The organism is Methanosphaera sp. (assembly GCF_016282985.1).
Classification (GTDB): Archaea; Methanobacteriota; Methanobacteria; order Methanobacteriales; family Methanobacteriaceae; genus Methanosphaera.
The window spans coordinates 1-5,397 of record NZ_JAEELZ010000055.1; the positions used below are offsets into that span (position 1 = coordinate 1).

Annotated in this window: 3 protein-coding genes; all 3 read left to right on the plus strand. The window is 30.8% G+C overall.

Annotated elements, in window-relative coordinates; translation table 11 throughout:
- Positions 1-870: Ig-like domain-containing protein (locus tag QZZ11_RS03430; protein WP_292473620.1), on the plus strand; the 870-nt coding region annotated here is incomplete at its 5' end.
- Between the two features lie 404 nt (positions 871-1,274).
- Positions 1,275-2,753 carry a homoserine O-acetyltransferase gene (locus QZZ11_RS03435; RefSeq protein ID WP_292473621.1) on the plus strand — a complete coding sequence of 493 codons (1,479 nt, stop codon included), beginning with the start codon at positions 1,275-1,277 and terminating at the stop codon, positions 2,751-2,753.
- A gap of 302 nt (positions 2,754-3,055) precedes the next feature.
- A partial coding sequence (locus QZZ11_RS03440) for an Ig-like domain-containing protein (protein WP_292473622.1) occupies positions 3,056-5,397 on the plus strand: 2,342 nt, incomplete at its 3' end.

Below are 5,397 nucleotides of genomic sequence, written 5' to 3' on the forward strand. Positions count from 1 at the left end.
CAAGTCCTGGGAAAACAACCAGTAATAGTAACCTACGAACCAATAAGTAATGTAAACTTCGGAGAAAACGTGACAATAACAGGAAAATTCATGACCAGTAACGGTAAAGCAATATCCAACAGTAACGTGAAAATATACATTAATGGTGTGAAATACTTGGCTAAGACTGATAAAACAGGAACATACCTATTAAGTGTAGAAACTACCCAAACAGGTGTTAACAAAGTAAGTATCGGTTACAGTGGTAATGATAAGTATGAAGCATATGAAACCAACACAACATTTACTGTCCTTGGTAAACAACCAGTAATAGTAACCTACGAACCAATAAGTAATGTTAACTTCGGAGAAAACGTAACAATAACAGGAAAATTCATGACCAGTAACGGCAAAGCAATCACCAACAGTAACGTAAAAATATACATCAACGGAGTAAAATACCTAGCAAAAACAGACAAAACAGGAACATACACACTATCAGTAGCAACAACACAAACAGGAACCAACAAAGTAAGCATAGGATACAGCGGAAACGACAAATACGAAGCATACGAAACCAACACAACCTTCCAAGTCCTAGGAAAACAACCAGTAACAGTAACCTACGAACCAATCAACAACGTAAAACAAGGACAAAACGTGACAATAACAGGAAAATTCACAACAAACACAGGAAAAGCAATCACAAACACAAACGTGAAAATATTAATAAACGGTAAAAAATACTACGCAAAAACAGACAACACAGGAAAATACACACTATCAACACAAGCAAATACACTAGGAACCAACAACGTAACAATAGGATACAGCGGAAACGACAAATACGAAGCATACGAAACCAACACAACATTCACAGTAACATCATAAATAATTACGTTCATTCCCTTCTTCTTTTTTTTAAAAAAAAATACTTAAATTAATAATTATTCTAGGATAATATTTGTTTATCTTAAGACATTCCTAGAGGAATAGATTTAGATTCAAACAAATGAAGTAGTTGGATTTATAGAAAATCTCGATTTAACTAAAATATTAATAATATTCAAATATAGTTAGCTTCATAGGGAAATATCTTGTTTTATATATTATCCTTTTTTTATTCCAGAAATATTCTCTTACTAGTATTAAACAATAACAGTTTTCATAGGGTTAACTAATTAAAAAAGATAACTACCTTATTTGAATTATTCTCAAATTTATTTAATAACAAATATTAAATGTTACAAAAAATATAGAATTAAATAATATAAACTGTTGTAAAGGAGGTAAATATGTTGGCACTTAGTAAATCTATTGGGACAGTTGAAACTCAATATTATACATTAAATGAAGATTTAGAATTAGAAACGGGAAATGTTATCAAAAATCCAACTATTGCCTATGAAACATACGGAACATTAAATGCCCAACAAAGTAATGCCATTTATGTTTGTCATGCTTTGACTGGTGATGCACATGCAGCTGGTTGGCATGATGGTGATAAAAAACCAGGTTGGTGGAACATAATTATTGGTCCGGGTAAACCGTTAGATACAAATAAATATTTTATTGTTTGTTCAAATGTACTTGGAAGTTGTAAAGGTACAACTGGACCTAGTGATATCAATCCAGACACAGGAAAAGAGTATGGATTAGATTTTCCCATAGTTACAATTAAAGATATGGTAAATTTAGAGAAAAAATTGATGGATCATTTGGGAATTCAACAGTTATATGCGGTCATTGGAGGTTCAATGGGTGGTATGCAAGTATTACAATGGACATTATCTTATCCAGAAATGATTCGAAATGCAATTATGATCGCTTCGGGAGCTTATTCTACACCTCAACAGATAGCTTTCAATGCGGTGGAGCGTCAATCAGTTATTGCAGATCCAAATTGGAATGAAGGCAAATATTATGATAGTGATTTTAAACCAGAACAGGGGCTTTCAGTTGCACGTATGATAGGACATATTACCTATTTAAGTAATGAATCAATGTATGAAAAATTTGGAAGAAGGTTACAGAATAAAAATTCATTCAGTTATGATTTTAGTAATGAGTTTGAAGTTGAAAGTTATTTGGAACATCAGGGTTTTAGTTTTACAAAGAAATTTGATGCAAATAGTTATTTATATTTAACAAAGGCATTGGACTATTTTGATGTTAGAAAGAATAACTCTCTTGAAGAAGGTTTAAAACCAATTAGGGCAAAGATGCTTATAATGTCCATTACTTCTGATTGGTTATATACACATGAACACATGGAAGAAATTGTTTTGGCATTAAGGGCAAATAATGTTGAAGTCACTTATTCAAAATTAAATTCAGAATATGGTCATGATGCATTTTTAATAGAGAATGGGCAAATGAATTATATTATCAGTAACTTTTTATCAAAGGCAACTGTAAAAGATGTGATGAATAAAAATGTAGTTACATTACAAGATAGTAAAAGCGTTAAGGATGCAGCCGAATTAATGTTGACCAAAAATAGAACACATATCCCAATAGTTGATTCTGAGAATAGAATTATTGGAATTATTACTGCATGGGATTTATCTAAAGCAATTGCATTAAATACTGATAATATTGAAGAAATAATGACAAAAGATGTTTTAACCTGTTATGAGGATGATTCCATCTATGATGTTGCACATAAAATGGAAGAACATCATATATCTGGTTTACCCGTAATTAATAAAAATCAAGAAGTTATCGGAAATATATCAACTACTCATTTATCTAATTTATTAGATTTAGAGTAATTTCTTTTTTTTTATTTTTTTTCTTTTTAAACAATTGATTATACTTATTGCTACCGATTGTTAAATAATTATTATTTACTTGTTTTTATCTATCATAAGAACCAATTTTTTTTAAAAAAATACTTTTCTGAATATCATGTGGATAATAAGAGTAACAAAACTTTTTTGTATTTATAAAATTAATATTCAAATTCATATTCAAAAATATTATAATTCTTGTTTTATATAAAATTAATTAGTTAATTTCATATGGAAGGAGTTTTAAAAATATGTTTTTAAATAAGAATCACTTTATTATTTTCATGATAGTTTTAATTTTTATGATGTCTGTTGGTGCAGCAACTAATGTTGATGATTCAAATACTACTCATGAAGTTATAAATGATACGGAATCCAGTTTAGAAACAAATAATTATAACAGTTATTATGATGGTGAAAAATACCAAAAAAACAATTTCATTAACAAAAATAAATCAAGTTCAATTAAAACTATAAATGAACAATCAACATTCAGTTCAGATAAAGAATCTGAAGAGTTTCAAACAGAAAATAATACTTTACAATTTAAAGAAGATTTTTTTGATGAAGAAAACAATATTAAACTAAATGCAAAAAACTCATTAACAGTTAACCAAATATTGTTGACACCCGAAAACTTTGACACATACGTAACTGATGGAAAATTCAATGATAATGTGCCTGTTGGTGCAAGTATAGATTTAAGTGGAAAATTTGATGGTGAACATTATGCATTTAAGATAACAAAACCAGTTAACCTGTATTCATCCGCAGGAGATGCGTTTTTATGTTTTTATTCAACACAAAACCTTGAACAAACATATGGAACACCTAACAGATCATTTCAAATAACGACAGAAGGTTCCGGAACAAACATCACAGGATTATACTTTGAAAATACAATGATAGTAACAACAGAGGCACATGATATTATATTTGATAACTTAACCGTATACTGTACTAACGATTATGGTTGGGGTCTTGGAGCTACAAGTATACGTAACAGCCAAAACGTTACTATAAAAAATTCATACTTCAATACTACGGAAAACAGAACATGGTTGAGTACTGTGGTATTTGCCGCATCACAAAACTGCCTAATAGAAAATTGTACTGTAACGGGCAGTGGTTTAATTGGAAATCTAGTATATGCAACAACTTATAATGTCGAAGTTACTGATGAATATGGTAATAGTAATATTACTATTCGTGGAAATAAAATTATTGGGCGTGAACTTGTAGCTGGTGTTGCAACCTGTTACAGTGTATGTGCAAAAGGGGATAATATCACAGTTGAAAATAATTATATTGAAAACAGCAATAAATTTCTTGTAATGTCTCAGTATGAACTTGCTGATGATGAAATTTATCAGGCTGACGGATCTTTTGGAAGGATAATCATCAGAAATAATACATTTGGCACTGGAAAAATGGGATTAAAATTCAGGTCATGTACAATAATAAACAATACTTTCTATGGAAATGTAACACTTGATGTAAGAAATAACACCATACAAGAAAACAATGTTGTTCAAGATGCTACTCTAAACCCTTATAAATCCATGAGTACAGCACAGGAACACGATGCACAAATAACAATTGAAGCACCTTCAACATACATATATGATGAAAAACCGATAATCAATGTTTCTGTAGTCAATGAAAAAACCAATAATTCATTTACATCAGGACAATTGGAAGTATATGTGGATGGAACACTATACAAAAACATTACAGTAAACAGTTCAAAAACATCATTTACATTTATAAACAACACAATAGGTATACACAGACTTAGAATATGGTATTATCTGCCAGGAAAAACACAATCCAACTCACAAAAACAAGTAAATATCGAAACAACGCCGGTCAAAGGAGTGCTGACACTAGAAACAAATGATAACATACACATTGGTGATACAATACCACTTACAGTATCATTCACACTGAACAAATACAAACCGCTAAAAACCAACATCACATACAATTTACCAGGACAACAACCAATAATAATCCCTGCAGTAAACAATCAAGCATCAATAAACACAACAATCACAACAGACTACATAAGGGATATACTTGGGGGCCGGGAACAAAATATCAGAATAACTGCAACAACCAACGACTCAAATGTGGAAATAACCGGAATCAATACCAAACTTGGAGTTCAAAAAGCTCAAACAGTATTAACAATCACACCAACTACAGTCCAAGTAAACAATCAAACCACAATAACAGCAGCAATAAACACACCAACAAACCTAACAATTAATAAGGGAACAATAACATTCAAAGATGCTGAAAACAACCTAATCGGAACATACTATGTAAACAACAACCAAGCAACAATAACCACACAATTCAACACAATCGGAACAACCCAGATAACAGCAACCTACTCAGGAACAACATACTACGAAGCCACCACAACCACAACACCAATAGAAGTAACAGGAAAACAAGAGGTAATAGTAACCTATGAACCAATCAGTGATGTTAACTTTGGAGAAAATGTAACGATTACAGGAAAATTTATGACTAGTAATGGTAAGGTAATTTCCAACAGTAACGTAAAGATATATATTAATGGTGTGAAATACCTGGCTAGAACAGATAAAACAGGAAC